Annotated in this window: 18 protein-coding genes; 15 read left to right on the forward strand and 3 right to left on the reverse strand. The window is 60.5% G+C overall.

Annotated features, from left to right (window positions below; all coding sequences use genetic code 11):
• Positions 1–14 precede the first annotated feature (14 nt).
• The 5 genes from ABRP66_RS08685 to nrdE all read left to right on the forward strand — a co-directional run bounded on the left by ABRP66_RS08685 (position 15) and on the right by nrdE (position 4,896).
• Positions 15–1,364 carry a sugar porter family MFS transporter gene (locus ABRP66_RS08685; RefSeq protein ID WP_349838577.1) on the forward strand — a complete coding sequence of 450 codons (1,350 nt, stop codon included), beginning with the start codon at positions 15–17 and terminating at the stop codon, positions 1,362–1,364.
• A gap of 127 nt (positions 1,365–1,491) precedes the next feature.
• Entirely contained in the window at positions 1,492–1,614 is a 123-nt protein-coding gene (gene ykgO, locus ABRP66_RS08690; RefSeq protein WP_003847162.1) for a type B 50S ribosomal protein L36, read from the forward strand.
• 369 nt (positions 1,615–1,983) lie between these two features.
• On the forward strand, positions 1,984–2,223 hold the full coding sequence (gene nrdH, locus ABRP66_RS08695; RefSeq protein ID WP_284771043.1) for a glutaredoxin-like protein NrdH: 240 nt from the start codon (positions 1,984–1,986) through the stop codon (positions 2,221–2,223).
• 24 nt (positions 2,224–2,247) lie between these two features.
• Positions 2,248–2,679, forward strand: a complete 432-nt coding sequence (gene nrdI / locus ABRP66_RS08700; RefSeq protein ID WP_284771044.1) for a class Ib ribonucleoside-diphosphate reductase assembly flavoprotein NrdI — start codon at positions 2,248–2,250, stop codon at positions 2,677–2,679.
• Positions 2,680–2,733: 54 nt separating this feature from the next.
• Positions 2,734–4,896, forward strand: coding sequence for a class 1b ribonucleoside-diphosphate reductase subunit alpha (nrdE, locus tag ABRP66_RS08705; protein ID WP_284771045.1), 2,163 nt, complete (start codon positions 2,734–2,736; stop codon positions 4,894–4,896).
• Here the strand turns inward: nrdE and ABRP66_RS08710 are convergent.
• Complete coding sequence (locus ABRP66_RS08710) at positions 4,893–5,579, reverse strand: FadR/GntR family transcriptional regulator (RefSeq protein WP_284771046.1); 687 nt, start codon at positions 5,577–5,579, stop codon at positions 4,893–4,895. The two genes, nrdE and ABRP66_RS08710, sit on opposite strands and share 4 nt — an antisense overlap.
• 130 nt (positions 5,580–5,709) lie before the next feature.
• Between ABRP66_RS08710 and nrdF the strand changes: the two genes are divergently transcribed.
• The 4 genes from nrdF to ABRP66_RS08730 all read left to right on the forward strand — a co-directional run bounded on the left by nrdF (position 5,710) and on the right by ABRP66_RS08730 (position 10,641).
• On the forward strand, positions 5,710–6,699 hold the full coding sequence (gene nrdF / locus ABRP66_RS08715) for a class 1b ribonucleoside-diphosphate reductase subunit beta (protein WP_239269910.1): 990 nt from the start codon (positions 5,710–5,712) through the stop codon (positions 6,697–6,699).
• A gap of 329 nt (positions 6,700–7,028) precedes the next feature.
• Positions 7,029–8,723 carry an aa3-type cytochrome oxidase subunit I gene (gene ctaD, locus ABRP66_RS08720; RefSeq protein ID WP_349838578.1) on the forward strand — a complete coding sequence of 565 codons (1,695 nt, stop codon included), beginning with the start codon at positions 7,029–7,031 and terminating at the stop codon, positions 8,721–8,723.
• Between the two features lie 81 nt (positions 8,724–8,804).
• A complete protein-coding gene (gene serB, locus ABRP66_RS08725; protein ID WP_349838579.1) occupies positions 8,805–9,926 on the forward strand; it encodes a phosphoserine phosphatase SerB in 1,122 nt (373 codons plus the stop codon).
• Positions 9,919–10,641 (forward strand): peptidyl-tRNA hydrolase, encoded by a 723-nt coding sequence (locus ABRP66_RS08730; RefSeq protein ID WP_349838580.1) that lies wholly within the window; start codon positions 9,919–9,921, stop codon positions 10,639–10,641. The genes serB and ABRP66_RS08730 overlap by 8 nt, the downstream gene beginning before the upstream one ends.
• Here the strand turns inward: ABRP66_RS08730 and ABRP66_RS08735 are convergent.
• Together ABRP66_RS08735 and ABRP66_RS08740 are read right to left on the reverse strand one after the other, a co-directional pair.
• Positions 10,607–12,571, reverse strand: coding sequence for an ATP-dependent DNA helicase (locus tag ABRP66_RS08735; RefSeq protein WP_284785549.1), 1,965 nt, complete (start codon positions 12,569–12,571; stop codon positions 10,607–10,609). The two genes, ABRP66_RS08730 and ABRP66_RS08735, sit on opposite strands and share 35 nt — an antisense overlap.
• An 18-nt stretch (positions 12,572–12,589) precedes the next feature.
• Entirely contained in the window at positions 12,590–13,918 is a 1,329-nt protein-coding gene (locus ABRP66_RS08740; RefSeq protein ID WP_284783339.1) for a nicotinate phosphoribosyltransferase, read from the reverse strand.
• A 143-nt stretch (positions 13,919–14,061) separates the two neighbouring features.
• On the opposite strand from ABRP66_RS08740, the gene clpS reads away from it, so the two are divergent.
• The 6 genes from clpS (at position 14,062) to ABRP66_RS08770 (ending at position 18,075) form a co-directional block, all read left to right on the forward strand.
• Positions 14,062–14,361: an ATP-dependent Clp protease adapter ClpS gene (gene clpS, locus ABRP66_RS08745; RefSeq protein ID WP_034654354.1), complete on the forward strand. Its 300-nt coding sequence runs from the start codon at positions 14,062–14,064 to the stop codon at positions 14,359–14,361.
• 4 nt (positions 14,362–14,365) lie between these two features.
• Positions 14,366–14,902, forward strand: coding sequence for a DUF2017 domain-containing protein (locus tag ABRP66_RS08750; protein ID WP_284783340.1), 537 nt, complete (start codon positions 14,366–14,368; stop codon positions 14,900–14,902).
• The gene (locus ABRP66_RS08755; RefSeq protein WP_284852506.1) at positions 14,902–15,816 is read left to right on the forward strand and encodes a P1 family peptidase; all 915 of its coding nucleotides are present in this window, start codon (positions 14,902–14,904) and stop codon (positions 15,814–15,816) included. Before ABRP66_RS08750 ends, ABRP66_RS08755 begins: the two co-directional genes overlap by 1 nt.
• 13 nt (positions 15,817–15,829) lie before the next feature.
• Entirely contained in the window at positions 15,830–16,462 is a 633-nt protein-coding gene (locus tag ABRP66_RS08760) for a rhomboid family intramembrane serine protease (protein WP_284852507.1), read from the forward strand.
• Positions 16,462–17,241 (forward strand): glutamate racemase, encoded by a 780-nt coding sequence (gene murI, locus ABRP66_RS08765; RefSeq protein ID WP_284852508.1) that lies wholly within the window; start codon positions 16,462–16,464, stop codon positions 17,239–17,241. The genes ABRP66_RS08760 and murI overlap by 1 nt, the downstream gene beginning before the upstream one ends.
• A gap of 72 nt (positions 17,242–17,313) precedes the next feature.
• A complete protein-coding gene (locus ABRP66_RS08770) occupies positions 17,314–18,075 on the forward strand; it encodes an MBL fold metallo-hydrolase (protein ID WP_349836060.1) in 762 nt (253 codons plus the stop codon).
• The last annotated feature ends 9 nt before the right edge of the window (positions 18,076–18,084 follow it).

Raw genomic sequence — 18,084 nt, forward strand, 5'->3', positions numbered from 1 at the left:
CACAATTGCGTGCTGTGAATAAAGAAAGTTATGTCAAGGTAGTTGCAGCAATTGCCGCCCTTGGCGGTTTATTATTTGGATACGACACCGGCGTGATGTCCGGTGCTTTGCTGTATATCACCCCGGAATTTAATATGACAGCCCACCAAGAGGGGTGGGTGACCTCCATGCTGCTGGTAGGTGCCGCGGTAGGTGCTTTGACCGCAGGCCGCATTGCGGACCGGTTTGGCCGCCGCTTTACGCTGATTGCCGGCGGCATCATCTTTGTTTTGGGCTCCATCTGGTGTGCACTGGCGGGCTCGGTGACCATGCTAGCCACGGCCCGTACCTTCCTGGGCTTTGCCGTCGGTGCGGTATCCATTGTTTCGCCCATGTATATCTCGGAGATGGTGCCAGCCAAGATCCGCGGACGCATGGTCTCCCTGAATACCCTGTTGATCGTGGTAGGCCAGTTGCTGGCCTACCTGGTGAACTCGGCCCTCGCGCCCACTGAAAGCTGGGAATGGACGCTGGGACTTGCGGCCGTACCGGGTGCGGCCCTGGCTGTGGGGATGATCTTCTTGCCAGAAACCCCAGTCTGGTTGGCCACGCACAATAAGATGTCGCGGGCCCGCGAGGTCGCAAGCCGCGCCGGGATGGATCTGGCGGAGCTTACCTCCCAGGAGACGGCGCGTCGTTCCAGCGGCTCCGAGTGGAAGGCGCTGAAGGCCAATCGCTGGATGCAAGTGACGGTATTGCTCGCCATGCTGATGGGCCTGACCCAGCAGATTACTGGCGTTAATGCCATCGTCTACTTCGCGCCCACCATGATGAGCCAGGTAGGAATTTCCACCACCAACTCGGTCTATACCTCGATTGTCATTGGTGTGGTCTCCGTCATCGCCTGCTGGGTGGGCCTCAAGGTGGTCGACCGTATTGGCCGCAAGCGCCTGCTGCTTATCGGCCTGACCGGCAACGTGATTTCGCTATTCATCTTGTCCGTGGCGTACTCGCACGCAGCCGATTCCACCACGATGGCGATGGTCTCACTGGTATTCATGGCCTCGTTCATTGCCTTCCAGCAAGCAGCGGTCTCGCCGACGACCTGGCTGCTCATCTCGGAGCTCGTGCCCCTGCAGGTACGCGGCTTGGGCATGGGCATCGCCGGGCTCTCGCTGTGGGCCACCAACTGGGCCGTGGCCCAGTACTTCCTGCCGCTGGTGGAGTGGCTCACCGGCCCGGTGGCCTTTGGAGTCTTTGGCGTGCTGGGGCTCATCGCCATCGGCTACACCCGCATTTTGGTACCAGAGACCATGGGACGTAGCCTGGATGAGGTAGGCGAGGAGATGAAATCCCGCTACTCGCGGGAATCCGCACCCCATTAAGTCCTAGTGTTTTGGTCTTAATGGCCGCGTGAGGTAAAATTATTCCTCGTGTCATGGCTGGGGATTCCCAGTCCGTGCTTTATTTACTCAACCGCATGTAGATTGCGCATAACGAAAGGAGCGCCCGATGAAGGTCCGTAAGTCCCTTCGGTCGCTGAAGAAGAAGCCGGGCGCCCAGGTTATTCGCCGCCACGGTAAGGTCTTCGTGATCAACAAGAAGGATCCCCGTTTCAAGGCCCGTCAGGGCTAATTGAAACTTAAGAAAGTCCGCCTCCTCCGAGAATTTGGAGCGGGGCGGATTTTTTATTTCTACGCTTCGACGCCAGAATGTGAACTTTGCCACATGTTTAGGTGAATAGAAGGTAAACCCGCAGGAATGTCAGGCGTGTAGTTTCACGGTTGGGTGCCGGGGCGGTCAACATGTGGGGTCTCGCCCCTGGCCCTCCTGGGAATATCATGGGTGTAACTACTATATGTTGTGTTAGTTGCGGTCAATTCCCCCAAAGTATAGTGTCGTTGGTGTCGCTCAGAGCGGTGCAGGAAGTGGCCTGAAAAGGGGTCAGAACCTCCGCTTTCTACGAGCAAAAGCTATCTCGCAAAAGGATTTTAGGGAGTTATTATGTCTATCACCGTCTACACCAAGCCTGCTTGCGTTCAGTGCAATGCCACCAAGAAGGCCCTTGACCGCGCGGGTCTGGATTACAACGTGGTAGATGTCACCGTGGACGATGAGGCCCGTGACTACATTATGGCTCTGGGCTACGTCCAAGCACCCGTCGTAGAAGCCAACGGCGGGCACTGGTCCGGCTTCCGCCCCGACCGCATCAAGAACCTTGCCGAGCTAGCCGCCTCTGCGTAAGTAGCCGAGGAGGGAGGTGCCGTCATGTTGGTCGTGTATTTTTCCTCTACTACGGAAAATACGCACCGGTTCGTGCAGAAGCTAGGTTTCCCTAGCGCGCGAATCCCCCTGCGCCGCACCGATGAGCCGCTAGTGGTCAACGAGCCTTTCGTCTTGGTGTGTCCCACCTACGGCGGAGGAGCTTCCATTAGCCACCAAAACTCCCGGCCCGTACCGGTGCAGGTAATTAGATTCCTTAATAATGAGCACAACCGCAGTTTTATTCGGGCGGTTATCGCCGGAGGAAATAGCAACTTCGGCGCCGATTTTGGCAAGGCTGGTGACGTCATCAGCGCCAAATGTAAGGTGCCCTATGTATATCGTTTCGAATTGCTCGGAAACGATGAAGATATAAAAATTTGTCGCGAAGGCCTGCTGGCTAATGCTTCCCAGTTGGGACTGGATGGGGCAGCCTAGCCGCGGTGCGACACACCTAATAGAATCCTGATTTTAAGAAAGGTCGCGTCAGCTGTGAGTACGCAATTGGGAAAGACCGTAGCAGAGCCAGTATCGCAGGAAGAGCAGCTGGATTACCACGCGCTCAACGCAATGCTGAATCTCTACGACGGAGACGGCAAGATTCAATTTGATAAGGACCGCGAGGCCGCCAATCAGTTCTTCTTGCAGCACGTTAATCAGAACACGGTCTACTTCCACGACTTGGAAGAGAAGATCGATTACCTGGTGCGCAATAAGTACTATGACCCAGCGGTCATTGAGGCTTATGACTTCGAGTTCATCAAGTCCCTATTCAAGCGCGCCTACTCTTATAAGTTCCGCTTCAAGTCCTTCCTTGGCGCCTATAAGTACTACACCAGCTATACGCTGAAGACCTTCGACGGCCGCCGGTACCTGGAGCGCTTTGAGGACCGCGTCTCCATGACGGCGCTTTTCCTTGGTGATGGCGATGGTGAGCTGGCAGAGCGCCTCGTCGATGAGATCATGACCGGCCGCTTCCAGCCGGCTACGCCAACCTTCCTGAATGCCGGCAAGCAGCAGCGCGGCGAATTGGTTTCCTGCTTCCTGCTCCGCATCGAAGACAATATGGAATCCATCGGTCGTTCCATCAACTCCGCGCTGCAACTGTCCAAGCGCGGCGGCGGCGTGGCCCTGCTGCTGTCCAATATCCGCGAATCCGGCGCGCCGATTAAGCACATTGAGAACCAGTCTTCTGGCGTCATCCCTGTGATGAAGATGCTGGAGGATGCATTCTCCTACGCTAACCAGCTCGGTGCGCGCCAGGGTGCGGGCGCGGTGTACCTCAACGCCCACCACCCGGACATCATGAACTTCCTCGACACCAAGCGCGAGAACGCGGATGAAAAGATCCGCATTAAGACCCTGTCCTTGGGCGTGGTGATCCCGGATATCACCTTCGAGCTGGCCAAGAACAACGACGACATGTACCTGTTCTCGCCGTACGACGTCGAGCGCGTCTACGGCAAGGCCTTCGGCGATATCTCCGTTACCGAGCATTACGAAGAAATGGTGGAGGATCCGCGCATCCGGAAGAAGAAGATCAACGCGCGCCACTTCTTCCAAACCGTGGCGGAGCTGCAGTTCGAGTCCGGCTACCCGTACATCATGTATGAAGATACGGTAAACCGCGCCAACCCGGTCAAGACCTCCCGCATCAATATGTCCAACCTGTGCTCGGAGATATTGCAGGTCAACTCCGCTTCCGAGCTCAACGCGGATCTTTCTTATGACCAGGTGGGCAACGATATTTCCTGCAACCTGGGTTCGCTGAATATCGCCATGACCATGGACTCGCCGGACTTCTCCCAAACGGTGGAGACCGCGATTCGGGGGCTGACCTCGGTGGCGGATAAGACCTCCATCGATTCCGTTCCATCCGTGCGCAAGGGCAACGATGACTCACACGCCATCGGCTTGGGCCAGATGAACCTGCACGGTTACTTGGGTCGCGAGAACATCGAGTACGGATCCGAGGAGGGGTTGGACTTCACCAACGCCTACTTCGCCGCCATCATGTACGCAGCCCTGCGCGCCTCCAATAAGATTGCCCGCGAGCGCGGCACGACCTTTACCGAGTTCCCCGAATCCGATTACGCCAGTGGCGAGTTCTTTGACTCCTACGATCCGGCGGAGTTCCAGCCGCGCACGGAGAAGGTCAAGGCTCTTTTCGATGCCTCCTCCATCTACACTCCCACCGCAGAGGACTGGGCGGAGTTGAAGGAGGACGTTGCCAAGCACGGCCTCTACAACCGCAACCTGCAGGCGGTGCCGCCGACGGGCTCGATTTCCTATATCAACAATTCCACCTCGTCCATTCACCCGATTGCCTCCAAGATTGAAATCCGCAAGGAAGGCAAGATCGGCCGCGTATACTACCCGGCTGCGCATATGGATAACGACAACTTGGAGTACTTCAAGGACTCGTACGAAATTGGTTACGAGAAGATCGTTGATACCTATGCTGAGGCCACCAAGTACGTGGACCAGGGGCTATCGCTGACGCTGTTCTTCAAGGACACCGCTACCACCCGCGATGTGAATAAGGCGCAGATTTACGCTTGGCGCAAGGGCATTAAGACCTTGTACTACATCCGCGTGCGCCAGATGGCGCTGGAAGGCACCGAGATCGAGGGCTGCGTTTCCTGCATGCTCTAAGCGCGGGCGCGGTCCAGGATAGCGCGGGAGGTGCGCTCGGCGGCTTCGGCCTCGCCGGCGTCAATCTCCCGCGCTAAATCCATATGTAGCTGAGTGGTGCCGCGAATTGGATCCCGTTTGCGGGAGCCAAAAACGGATTTGCCCTTCAAGATAGTCAGCAACGCCGGTGCCAGCGCCGCGATCATCTCATTGCCGGAGGCCTCCAAGATAAGGGTATGAAATTGCAGGTCGGTTTCGAGTTCTTCGCCTACCCGGGGGGAAGGGGTGGTCTCGAGCTCGCTGAGCCGGCCCGCCAGTCGCAGCAATTCGCGGCGCTGCTGTGGGCTGGCATTGCGCGCGGCAAGCTGCGCCGCCACCGGCTCGATACCAAGGCGCAGCTCGTTGAGTCGCGCCACCTGTTCCGCGCGCGTCTTATCGTGCGCCAGCCGCCACGAAATAACGGCGGGATCATAGACCGCCCAACTGCTGCGCGGCAGCACCTTGAGCCCCACTCGGCGCCCGGAGGAAACCATCCCCAGATGCTCGAGGGTACGCATGGCCTCGCGCGCTACGGTGCGGGAGATGCCAAAGCGCTTTTCGATGTCCCCAAGGCGAAACCGCGTGCCCTCCGCCATTTCCCCGCTGACGATATCCGTGCCCAGCTGGTCTACTACAGGGCCTAAAAGGGGAGTGGTTTCTGCCATGGCGCGGGCGTCCTTTCCTGGCTGTGTACTGCGCTTTTATTATAGGTGCGGTGCGGCGGGATGATGCGGGTTGGCATTGGGTATGCTGGGACTCGAAATTCTACACAGTGAAGCATTGGAGTGACATCGCGTGTCGCACGAATACGATGACTACGTTGCTAGTCATGACAGCCCGGTAAAAGCTATCAACTGGAATACCATCCCCGATGACAAAGACCTCGAGGTATGGGAGCGGTTGACCGGTAACTTCTGGCTCCCGGAAAAGGTCCCAGTCTCTAATGATCTCCCCAGCTGGAAGACGCTGACGGAAAAGGAAAAAGAAACCACCATGCGGGTCTTTACTGGCCTGACGTTGCTGGATACCATCCAGGGCACGGTCGGTGCGATCTCCCTGCTTCCGGATTCGCAGACCCTGCACGAGGAGGCGGTGTATACCAATATCGCCTTCATGGAGTCGGTGCACGCCAAGTCCTATTCCAATATCTTTATGACCTTGGCTTCCACCCCGATGATCAATGATGCCTTCCGCTGGTCCGAGGAAAACGAGAACCTGCAGAAGAAGGCGAAGATCATCTTGGCCTACTACAACGGTGATGATCCGTTGAAGAAGAAGGTGGCCTCTACGCTGCTGGAGTCCTTCTTGTTCTACTCCGGCTTCTATCTGCCGATGTACTTCTCTTCCCGGGCGAAGCTGACCAATACTGCCGATATCATCCGCCTGATCATCCGCGATGAGGCCGTGCACGGGTATTACATTGGCTATAAGTTCCAGCAGGAATACAAGAAGCTGGATGAAAAGCGCCAGGAAGAATTGAAGGACTACACCTTTGATCTGGCCTTTGAGCTCTATGACAACGAGATCGACTACACCGAGGACCTCTACGACGAGCTGGGCTGGACCGAAGACGTCAAGCGCTTCTTGCGCTATAACGCCAATAAGGCCCTGAATAACTTGGGCTTTGAGGGCCTCTTCCCAGCCGATGAGACCCGCGTCTCGCCGGCTATCCTGTCCTCTCTTTCTCCCAACGCCGACGAGAACCACGACTTCTTCTCGGGCTCGGGTTCGTCCTATGTCATTGGCAAGGCCGAGGACACCACGGACGATGACTGGGACTTCTAGCCGTTCTTAGTCCCCGCGCACCTTCGCTTCGGACTCAACCGAAAGGTTGATAACGAGCGGGGGTGCGTTTTTCGGTTTTTGACCTGCACATCTCGCAGGCGTTGTGACATATGACACCCCTGCCTGCCCTAAAGAATTTAAACCTTAAATCGTGCCCGCCCCACGTGCAGGGGGTATGTGACGGTTGTGGTTATTGAGGGAATACCCCCAAGCTGGAGGACCATTAAGAGAAGCTGGCAAGAACGGGGGAAAATGTCCTAATATAATCGAAGTAAACCTAGGTGTAGGTGGACCCAGTCCGCTGACACTTTGTTATTCAGGAGGATTCTATGACCGCTGTGGCGCCACGGGTCGACGATTACGTCGCTCCCACACGTCCAGAGCCAACCGGTAGGGAAAAGACCGGTTCAAAGGCTTGGGTATTTTTAACCACCACCGACCACAAGCAGCTCGGCATCATGTACTTGATCATGGCCTTCAGCTTCTTCTTCCTTGGTGGCTTTATGGCATTGCTGATCCGTGCGGAGCTTTTCACCCCGGGTCTGCAGTTCCTGTCCAATGAGCAGTTCAACCAGCTGTTCACTATGCACGGCACCGTGATGCTGCTGCTGTTCGCTACGCCAGTTGTTTGGGGCTTTGGTAACTACATCCTGCCTCTGCAGATCGGCGCGCCGGACGTGGCCTTCCCACGTCTGAACTCCTTTGGTTTCTGGGTAACCCTGCTCGGCGGTGTCGTCATGCTGCTGGGCTTTATCACTCCTGGTGGTGCGGCTGACTTCGGCTGGACCATGTACATGCCGCTTGCCGATGGCGTACACACCCCCGGCATCGGCGCCGATATGTGGATCGTCGGTGTGGGCGCTACCGGTGTCGGTACCATTGCCTCCGCCATCAACATGATCACCACCATCTTGACCCTGCGCGCACCGGGCATGACCATGTTCCGCATGCCGGTCTTCTGCTGGGGCATCTTCACCGCCTCCGCCATCGTGCTGATGATCTTCCCGCTGCTGACCGCAGCCGCCTTGGGCGTGCTGTATGACCGCAAGCTGGGCGGCCACATCTACGATTCAGCTAACGGCGGTGCCATCCTGTGGCAGCACCTGTTTTGGTTCTTCGGCCACCCTGAGGTCTACGTCCTCGCACTGCCGTTCTTCGGCGTTGTCTCCGAAATCGTTCCGGTCTTCTCCCGCAAGCCGGTCTTCGGCTACATCGGCTTGGTCTTCGCCATTCTGGCCATCGGCTCGCTGTCCATGGCCGTGTGGGCACACCACCTGTTCGTCACCGGCGCCATCCTGCTGCCGTTCTTCTCGTTCATGACGTTCCTTATTGCGGTGCCTACCGGTGTGAAGTTCTTCAACTGGGTCGGCACCATGTGGAAGGGCCACATCACCTGGGATACCCCGATGATTTGGGTCATGGGCTTCATGGCTACCTTCCTTTTCGGTGGTATGACCGGTGTTATGCTCGCTTCTCCGGCGCTGGACTTCCACTTGGCTGAGTCCTACTTCCTGATTGCGCACTTCCACTACACCCTGTTCGGTACGGTTGTGTTCTCCGCCTTCGGTGGCCTGTACTTCTGGTTCCCGAAGATGACCGGCCGCATGCTGGACGAGCGCTTGGGCAAGATTCACTTCTGGCTGACCTTCATCGGCTTCCACGGCACCTTCCTGATTCAGCACTGGGTCGGCAACATGGGTATGCCGCGTCGCTACGCCGACTACCTGGAGTCCGATGGCTTCGCGGTCTTCAACCAGATTTCCACCATCTTCTCCTTCGTCCTCGGCGCTTCCGTTATCCCGCTGGTCTGGAACGTCTTCAAGTCCTGGCGCTACGGTGAGGTCGTTACCGTGGATGACCCATGGGGCTACGGCAACTCTCTGGAGTGGGCAACCTCCTGCCCGCCTCCGGGCCACAACTTCACCTCCTTGCCACGCATCCGTTCCGAGCGTCCGGCATTCGAGCTGCACTACCCGCACATGGTTGAGCGCATGCGCGAGGAAGCTCACGTGGGCAAGCACTAAGGCCGCACTTTAACTCCTGACTACAGCCGCCTTCCCCAGCCTCTTAGAGGTAGGGAGGGCGGCTTTGGCGCGTGTGGGATAATGGTCGTTGTGAATACTCAAGCTGACACCACGACCATTACTAGTCTCGGACCAGACGCTCCCGGAGCGGCCGCCGCTTTCTTTACTGCGTTGGCTGATTTTCCCGTCCCGCTTGCCGATGTCCACCTCGCCACCGCCTCCAACCACCTCGCCCTCACCGCGCAGTGCGATCTGTCCAGCACCGATACCGCAGCACTAGGGGATCGCGTGCGCGAGGCCATGGCGCCGTTCGAGCATGAGGTGTCTATTGCACAAAGCTATGCTGTTGCCATTATTGGTGAGGAGATAAACGCGGGGGATATTAGCGCGGTGCAGAGCGCCGTGAATGGGGAGACGGTCCGCATGCGCCGGATAGCGCTGGATTCCCTTTTCGCCGTGGAACTTACCGTGGCACTAGAAGATGCCGCCGCGGCGCGGCGGGCTCTGCGGGAGATTGCCGCTGAACGCGGTATAGATATCTCCCTCGAGGGCCTAGGCAATCGCGGCAAGCGCTTGGTGTGCTTCGACTGCGATTCGACCCTGATTGAAGGGGAGGTCATCGAGATGCTCGCCGCCCACGCAGGCAAGGAAGCAGAAGTGGCCGCCGTAACCGAGCGAGCCATGCGCGGCGAATTGGACTTTGAGGAGTCCCTGCGCGAGCGCGTCGCGGTGCTGGAAGGCCTAGACGTTTCGATTATCGATGAGGTCGCCCGCGATATCGAGCTGACACCCGGCGCTAAGGAAGCGATCGGAACCCTCCACCGTCTGGGCCACCGCACCGCCGTGGTTTCGGGTGGCTTTATTCAAGTTCTCGAGGGCCTAGCCACAGACCTCCAGCTCGACTACGTGCGGGCCAATACCTTGGAAATCCGCGATGGTAAGTTGACCGGCAAGGTCATTGGGAAGGTGGTCGACCGCCAGGCCAAGGAAGACTTCCTTCGCGAATTCGCCGCGGATTCCGGAATCGGGATGGAGTCCACAGTCGCGGTAGGCGATGGCGCCAATGACATCGCCATGGTCACCGCCGCCGGGCTGGGCGTCGCTTTTGATGCGAAGCCGGCGCTGCGCGAGGCCGCCGATGCCTGCATCACACCGCGCCGCCTCGACGCCGTCCTACCGATGTTGGGAATTGCCAATGTCTAAGTTCGAGATAGCGCACCAACGCCTCGTTGCCGCCTGTACCGCTCGGGATTCCCACGAGGACCCCGCGGATCCGTCTACCGTGCAGGCGATGCAGATAGCCCTCCACCTCCCCAAGCAGGATCCCCCGGCGCGCAGCGAGGTGCTTACTGCGGCAGCCCGCGCCGTGGTGGCCGCTTGTCTAGATGACCGCGCCGGCGAGGACGGTGCCTTCGCCGCGGCGCTCGCGCAGTGGTACGGCCACCGCATCCGCAAGATCGCCCGCCGGGCGCGCAATAAGGCGTGGCGCGATGTGCAGCTGCTGCCTGGTGTCACCGTGGATGACCGCGCGCGTGCCTTTGCACCTTCAGCGGTGGGGGAGGTGGACCCGCTCATTAGCAAGCTGCAGATCGGCCACACCGACCTCGCGATGGACGAGTCAGGGCCTCCGCTTGCCGATGCCCCCATTATCTACGTCGACCGCAGCCTCGCCATGACCGCGGGCAAGGCCGCCGCCCAAGTGGGCCACGGCTCGATGATGCTCGCCGCCGCCATGAGCCAAGAGGAGGCTGCGGCTTGGGCGGCAGAAGGTTTTCCGCTCTCTGTCTGCGAGGTGGACGCAGAGACTTTTCGCACCGCCTGCGCGCAGGAGGACGCGGTAGTCATCATCGATGCCGGGTTTACTGAGATCGCCCCGGATTCGGCTACCGTGTGTGCGCTGCGGCGACCAATCGCTTAAGGGCACCGCGTACCGTTTCCGGGTTCGTGGTTTGCCAGAACCGCGGCATCGAGGCCTTGAGGAATGCGCCGTAGCGCTTGTATTCCAGTCGGTTATCCAGCACGGCGACGACCCCGCGGTCCGTTACGTGGCGCAATAGCCGCCCGGATCCCTGCGCCATGAGGAGCGCCGCGTGATTGGCGGAGACCTCCATGAACCCGGAGCGCCCGGCGGCGTCGGCTGCCTGGGAGCGGGCCTGCAGCAGTGGGTTATCGGGCCGCGGAAAGGGGATGCGGTCAATGAGGACTAGCGAGCACGATGGCCCCGGCACATCCACGCCTTGCCAAAGCGTCAAGGTGCCAAAGAGACAGGAGTTCTCCTTCGTGGAGAACTTATCTACCAGCGTGCCGATGGCGTCTTCGCCCTGCACATACAGGTCAAACGGCAAACGCGGCGCCAGGGCCTCCGCGGCCTCTTCCGCCGCCCGGCGCGAGGAGAATAACCCCAGCGTGCGCCCGCCGGCGGCCATGATGAGCTCGTATATTTCTTCCAAGGTTTCGGAGGACAGGCCATCCCGCCCCGGCGCGGGGAGGTGTTTCGCGGTATACAAGATGCCGGCCTTCGCCGGGTCAAAGGGCGTTCCTGCATCGAGCGTGTCATACGTACCGGACGGCAGGCCCCATTGTGCCGCCATGGCGTCGAAACGCCCGCCCAGCGCCAGCGTGGCCGAGGTAAGCACCACCGTTTGTTCCCCAAATAGGTTCTCGCGCAGCATATGCGCGATAGACAGCGGCGCGACGGCGAGGGTATCGGTGCCTTCCAGCCACACCACATCGTCTTGCGCGGCGGGGTCGTCGGTGGCGAAGACTTCCAGGATCCGCCGGATCGCCTCGGCCAAGTCCGTGAGGTGATTACTTAAATTTTGGCGCTCGGCGTTCTTTTCGGGGTCATCGTTGGCCTCGCCTTCTGGGGCGCGGGAGATGAGGGATTTAACGCGCAAGAACTCATCGGCAAGCGCGCGCAAGTGCGCCTGGGAGGTCTCATCCAAATCCGTCCACCGGCCGGGCTCCTGGACGCGCAGCAGATCATCGAATTCATCGGCCAACTCCGCTAGGTTTCCGGCATTGCCCAGTGACTTTGCGCGGTTCGCCGCCATTTTAATGGCGCGGGAGGTAATCTCCGCGGTGGAAACGGAGGTAATGCGCCCATCGAGCTCGTGTGCCTCATCGATGATCGCCACATCATGTTCGGGCAGGATACTGGCCTCAGAGATGGCATCGATGGCGAGCATGGCGTGGTTGGTGACGATGATATCGACATCGGCAGCAGCCCTGCGGGCCTCTTCGGCGAAGCAATCCGCACCATGCGGGCAGCGCCCGGCTCCCAAGCATTCATTTGAGGTCACCGATACCGCCCGCCACACCAGATCCGGAACGCCGGGCTCTAAATCGTCCCTGTCGCCGGTCTCGGTCTCCTGCGCCCAGTCGTGGATGCGGCGCACGGCCTTGCCGCGGTAGGAGATATCGGATTCATCGATAAGAGCCTCCGGGTCATCCGGGGTAGCCGCAATCTTATTCAGGCATACGTAATTATTGCGGCCCTTCATGATGGCGAAGGTGGGGGTGCGCTCCATGACATCGGCTAGCGCCTCCGTTAGCCGCGGGAGGTCGCGCTCCACCAACTGGCGCTGCAGCGCCAGCGTGGCCGTGGAGACGACGACGGTGGAACCCGAGTTCATCGCATGCCGGATGGCCGGAACCAGGTAGGCCAGGGATTTACCCGTACCCGTGCCCGCCTGGACGGCGAGGTGGCGCTCCTTTTCTAAGGCCTTAGATACCGCGTTGGCCATGCGAACCTGGCCCTCGCGGCGGGAGCCGCCGAGCGCGTCCACCGCCGCGCTTAGCAGCGTTTCCGTGTCGTGGTTTAGGGGCTCATCTGCGGGGTCACTCACCCCACACAGTCTAGCGACCTAGTCCTTAAAGCCCACCATTCGCGTGGGCACGGCGGCGTCATCGCGCGAAAGCGCCAGTCCCTCCCACGGCAGGGTCTTGCGGGCCTCGTCCAAGTAGGTGCGAGAGGCCTCCAAATCCGGCAGGTCCTCCACGATGTGCCCATCGCGCATCAAGGGAATGGTCAATTCGCGGGTGGTGAGCTGGCCTGTATCCGGCGCGTCTGCGGCAAAGGGGTAGACGACTTCCTCGACCGCCACGCCGGAAGACCGGTAGGTGCGCAGCGCGCGCTTTGCCCCGCCCACCGATTGCTTGGACGACGAGCGCTTGGCCACCGGCACGCCGTCAACCTCAACGACCTTGTAGACCATGCCCGCGGTTGGGGCACCTGAGCCGGTGACCACGGAGGTACCTACGCCGTAGACATCAACGGGATCACCGCGCAGGCCCGCGATGGCGAACTCATCCAAATCGGAGGAAACCACGATATTGGTATTGTGATTGCCCAGCTCATCGAGCTGCTTGCGCACGCGGCGGGTCACCGCGCCTAGGTCACCGGAATCGATGCGCACCCCGCCAAGCTCTGGTCCGCCGACCTTGACCGCGGTTTCGACGCCCTTGGTGATGTCATACGTATCCACCAGCAGGGTGGTATCGATGCCCAGGGTATCGATTTGCGCGCGGAAGGCCGCCTCCTCATTGCTCGTGCCATCCGGGTTCGTGTGCGCCAAGGTCCAGGCGTGGGCGGCGGTGCCAGATACCGGGATGCCGTAGCGGAAGCCTGCCTCCAAATTGGAGGTGGCGGTAAAACCGGCGAGGTAGGCGGCGCGAGCGGCGGTCACAGCGGCGTACTCGTGGGTGCGGCGGCTACCCATCTCCAAAATGGGACGGCCGTCGGCGGCAGTGACCATGCGGGATGCGGCAGAGGCGACGGCGGAATCGGCATTCAAGATGGACAGCACGATGGTTTCTAGCACCACGCACTCACCAAAGGTGCCGCGCACCGTCAAAATGGGTGAGTTGGGAAAGTACAGCTCGCCCTCGCGGTAGCCATCGATCTGCCCGGAAAAGCGCCAGTCGCGCAGGTACTGACGGGTATCTTCATCCAGGAAATCCATCTGTTCTAGCTGCTCAGGGGAGAAGCGGAAATCTTCCACGGCGCGCAGCACGCGGTCTGTGCCGGCGACGACGCCGTAGCGACGCTCATTGGGCAGGCGGCGGGAAAAGACCTCGCAGGTCACGTTGCGGTGGGCGGTGCCATCGCGAAGCGCGGCTTGCAGCATGGTGAGCTCGTATTTATCCGTGAGCAAGGCGGTGGAGCGATCGATAGGGCGTGCTATGTCATTCATGAGCCTGATACTACTCACAGCTTAAGAAGCTTTCAGCATACCTAGCCACCACCTTGGTGAGCTGCGGGGCGACCCTATGCCCAAAATGCCAGCGAAAAATGATTAGGCTATAAGGCATGAAGCCGCAACACCCCGAAGTCCGTATGAGCTCTCCCATGGCCACGCCCGACTTGGATGAAGGAATCGAAGTTGATGTGGCCGCGAGTGAGAACCTGCCGTGGATGTGCATCGTTTGGGACGATCCCGTCAACCTGATGAGCTACGTGTCCTACGTATTCCAAACCGTTTTGGGCTACGACAAAAAGCGGGCCAACGAGCTGATGATGCAGGTCCACACAGAAGGTAAAGCCGCCGTGTCCAGCGGCGAGAAGGACAAGGTCGAGGCGGATGTAAAAAAGCTCCAGATCGCGGGTCTGTGGGCGACGATGCAACAGGCAGGGTAGATAGATGAAACCGTGGAAAAAGAAGAAATCGCTCATGCGCGGGCCCAAAATCACGGCGGTATTCGAGCCCATGGAGCGCGAGGTCATTGGCAACCTCACCGCCACTGTCTCTGAGGCGATCATCGGCCGCGCCCAGTCTGCGCCGAAAGACGAGCTGGCGGAAATGCTGGACATGCCCACCGGCCATACCGAAGCCCCAGAGGATCCCTCTTTGGCGCGGTTATTCCCAGACTTCCAAAAGCCCGGCGATGAGGAATACGACGGCGATGCCTCCCTTTTGCGCTCGCTGCACGAAAATGACATCGCGCGGGCCAAGCTGCGGAACCTGCAGGTCATCGGCAATGCGCTCGGCCCCACCGGCGGGGTAGAGGTCTCCATTTCGGAGCAGGAAGCCCAGGCCTTCGTGGCGGGGCTCAATGACCTGCGCTTATACGTCGCGGCCGGGGACGCGACCGACGAAAACCTCATGACGGACCGCGATACCTTGGTGGAATGGCTGGCCTATTGCCAGGATTCCTTGCTGGAAGTGTTGATGGATTAATGATTGACGGAATTAGCATCGGCCATTTTTCCGGCGAAGATACCGGCGCCACTGTGCTGTACTGCGGGCCGAAGGGTGCGCTAGCCAGCGTGGATGTGCGTGGCGGCGGGCCAGGCACGCGCGAGACCGATCTGTTGCAGCCGCACAATACCGTGGAACGCGTCCACGCCATCGTGCTTGCGGGAGGGTCCGCCTTTGGCCTGGCCGCTGCGGATGGCGTCATGCGCGAATTGGAAGCGCACGGGGTCGGTTTCCCCGTCTTTGGCGAGGATAAGCCCGGCCCGCGCGTGCCCATCGTGCCTGCGGCGGTGATTTTCGATCTGCTGGCGGGCCCCTCTCGCCCCGGACCGGAAGACGGCGCGGCGGCGCTGCGGGCGGCCATGGCCGGCCACGACGAGACGGTTGGCACTGTCGGCGCGGGCGTCGGCGCCACGGCGGGTAAGCTGCGCGGCGGCTTCGGCCTGGCTACCCGCAAAGTGGGAAACTACGAGGTCAGCGCCGCAATGGTGGCCAATCCCGTGGGCGAGGTCATCGACCCGCACACAGGCCGCCTCTACGGCGCGCCGGGCCGCACGCCGGTTAACGCGGACACCTACCGCGACCTGCCGCACCCTGCGGCGAAGCTGAATACGACGATTGGCGCCGTGCTTACCGATGCCCCAGTAACCACCGCCCAGGTCCAACGCCTCGCCATGACGGCCCACGATGGCATTGCGCGCGCCGTTCGCCCCGCGCATTCACCGCTGGATGGCGATACCATTTTCGCCCTGTCGACGGCGCAGGAACCGGGTGAGGTGGATATGGTCCAGCTGTGCGGTGCGGCGGCCGATGTGGTGGAGGAAGCCATCGTCACCGCGGTCACCGCCGCACGCCCTGGCCTGGGGCTTCGCGCGTATCGCGAATTGCTCGGCTAAGATATTGCCCATTATGACTATGGGTGGAACTTCGCGTAATCAGCCGGCGCCGACAAGTACGACCAACCGCGGCCGCGGCCGCGTCAGCACCGGCCTATCCCTGGCCCTGGGGTTCCTGGCGGTGGAGTGGTCGGTCCACCTGATTAACGCCGTCGTCTTCGGCGGCGGGCTTTCTAACTACGGCATCCGCCCGCTCGACGTGGATGGCCTGTGGGGCATTATCACGGCGCCGTTGCTGCACGGCAACCTGGAGCACTTGATGTCCAACTCGCTGCCGGGCGCCCTGTTTTGCTTCCTGATCGGTTTGTCTGGGCGCCGGGTGTGGTGGGAGGTCACCTTGATCACCACCGTGGTAGCGGGCTTTGGCACGTGGTTCCTGGGCGGGGCCGGAACCTCGCATATCGGCGCGTCCGGGCTGGTTTATGGCTGGCTGGCCTACCTCGTGGTGCGCGGCGTATTCAATCGCTCCCTGCTGCAGATCCTCTTGGGTATTATCCTGGGTTTTTCCTATTCCGGATTGATTTGGGGCGTGCTGCCCGTCGCGGAGGGCATCAGCTGGCAAGGCCACCTCTTCGGCGCCCTGGGCGGCGTACTGGCCGGCATGTTCATCACCTCCGATGATCCGGCAAAGGCAGGGAGGAAATAATGCCTAACGCATCATCTCCCATCGGCATCTTTGACTCGGGCGTCGGCGGGCTGACCGTGGCCCGCGCGGTGATGGAGCAGCTACCGCAAGAATCCGTTATATATATGGGCGATACCGCCCACGGCCCCTACGGGCCGCGACCCATCTCGCAGGTGCGCGCTTTTTCCCAGGACATCGCCGATAAGCTGGTAGAACGCGGTTGCAAGATGCTAGTCATCGCCTGTAATACCGCCACCGCGGCATTCCTGCACGATGCCCGCGAGCGCTACGATATCCCCATCGTGGAGGTCATCCGCCCCGCCGTGCGCCGCGCCATGTCCACCACGCGCAATGGCAAAATCGGCGTCATCGGCACCGAGGGCACCATCAAATCCGGCGCTTACCAGGATCTTTTCGCGCTCAACCCCAATGTAGAGGCGGTAGCCGCCGCCTGCCCGGACTTCGTGCCCTTTGTCGAGCGCGGGATTACCGCGGGCCGCCAGATCCTCGGCGTCGCCGAGGGGTACCTCGCGCCCCTGCAGGCGCAAGGTGTGGACACCTTGGTGCTGGGTTGTACGCACTACCCGCTGCTTACCGGAATTATCCAGCTCGCCATGGGCGAAAACGTTTCCCTGGTGACCTCCTCAGAGGAGACCACAAAGGACGTCATGCGCCTGCTTACGGAAACTGACATGCTCGCCCCGGAGGGCAACCAACCGGTCCATTCCTTCGAATCCACCGGCGATCCTGAGGTCTTCGCCCAGCTGGCCACGCGCTTTTTGGGCCCGCAGATCGGCTAAGACGGCCGAAATTCCTCCCCCTTTTGCGCGCGGTACCAGCATTTGGGCCGGATTCATGGAACTATTGGTTCCATGAAGCTGACCATCCTAGGCTGCTCCGGTAGCGTACCCACCGCAGACAATCCTGCCTCCGGCTATGTCGTGTCCTTCGATAATGCACCGTCCATCATCCTGGATATGGGATCGGGCACGCTGGGCCAGCTAGCTAAACTGCAGGATCCGTGCGATGCCCACGTGGCCTTTAGCCACCTGCACGCGGATCACTGTGCGGATTTTCCTTCCCTCATGGTGTGGCGCCGCTTCCATCCCATCGCTCCGGCTGCCTCGCGCAACTTCTGCTTCGGCCCGTCTGCCACGCCGACGCACTTGGGCCGCCTGTCTTCGGACGAAGTGGATGGGATCGACGATATGTCCGATACCTTGGCGTTTAGCCCGTGGGTGGCGGGGGAGCGCCAGCTTGTCGATGACGTCTTTATCACCCCCTTCCCCGTTAATCACCCGGTAGAGGCCTATGCGCTGCGCATCGAGCACGCGAAGACCGGCAAGACCATTACCTATTCCGGCGATACGTCCTATACGCCCGCGCTTGTCGATGCCGCCCGGGGCGCCGATCTCTTCCTCTGCGAGGCCACCTGGGGTGCTTCCTCCGAGGGTATGGCACCTGGCATGCACATGTCGGGCGCGGAAGCGGGGCGCGCGGCGCGGGAAGCCGGCGTTCGTACGCTGGTGTTAATTCACATCCAGCCCTGGGGCGATGCGGAGGCCACCGTGGCGGCGGCGCGGGAGGAATTCGACGGCGAGATCGTGCTGGGTACTGCGGGCATGCAGTTCTAAGTTACGCTG

Origin of the sequence: Corynebacterium sp. KPL2680 (assembly GCF_040225675.1) — a bacterium.
In the GTDB taxonomy this organism is placed as follows: Bacteria; Actinomycetota; Actinomycetes; order Mycobacteriales; family Mycobacteriaceae; genus Corynebacterium; species Corynebacterium rhinophilum.